This window comes from Aliivibrio sp. 1S175 (assembly GCF_001690985.1).
In the GTDB taxonomy this organism is placed as follows: Bacteria; Pseudomonadota; Gammaproteobacteria; order Enterobacterales; family Vibrionaceae; genus Aliivibrio.
In genome coordinates this window covers 1-900 of the sequence record NZ_MAJS01000029.1, presented here as the reverse complement: position 1 = coordinate 900, position 900 = coordinate 1, and the positions used below count along the sequence as shown (strand labels likewise).

The 900-nt window shown below is 35.8% G+C and carries 1 protein-coding gene; it reads right to left on the bottom strand.

Annotated elements, in window-relative coordinates; translation table 11 throughout:
- Window positions 1-44 precede the first annotated feature (44 nt).
- Window positions 45-764 (bottom strand): hypothetical protein, encoded by a 720-nt coding sequence (locus tag A6E06_RS11295; protein ID WP_065593227.1) that lies wholly within the window; start codon window positions 762-764, stop codon window positions 45-47.
- Between the last annotated feature and the right edge of the window lie 136 nt (window positions 765-900).

Genomic DNA, 900 nt, shown 5'->3' with positions numbered 1-900 from the left:
CAAACTGACAACGCCGAGTGTAGCAAATCGTGTTGATGCATTTGTTATGCGCTTTTTTTACTGCTGCCAATTTGATGCAGCATGCTAGGTACAGTTCTCATTTCTAGTAACGAACTAACAAGAGCTTTCAATAGTCGATTTGAAGCGATGTAAAATATTGAAATTTCTTTGGACAGTTTCATTAAATCCAAATGTTCAATTGTTTCATATTGAGCCAAAGCATCTGGTTCACGGTGAGCAATGGTGCTATGCCTAACCAATGCAAATTTGCTTTCTATTGATTTACGAGCTTTTTTTAGATCTTTAAGCGCACTTACCAATTCATTTTTTTGTTCGTCCGAGAGATTAGTCATCTGATAAATATTATGCATTCTCCTACCAGTAACTTTACCCATATCCCATTCATAGATAGTTAATAACAAAGTCCGTAATGCAATGCTTCGCTTAGATAGATTTGGATGAGCAAAAGCATCAGCTTTTAAAGCTTGGATATCACGCTCAACTAAAAGGAAATATAACCCGATATTAAAGAATTCCTTTGTTGCAGGAAATAACTCCGTATCGAGTCTTTTTGCTTCGTACACAGTTGTAGCGATTGCCTTATTTATAGCAATATCCTTAGCTCTGAATTCAAACTTTAACTTTATATATAAACGAACCAAAAACAACGATTTCAAACGCTTTGAATACTTGCGATGAAAATTCATTCTATGCCATCGTTCTTGAACAAGCCTATCTTTCTCAAATAGTCGACTTTTTAACAATTATCACTCCTTCTTAGCGCATAACGCTGGCATAACACGTTTATTACCATGCAAACCAACCTAAATTAACCGCCTTAATCACAAAACTAAAGGCAAACCCAGAACGCCGAATGTAATAAATCGTGTTGATGCGATT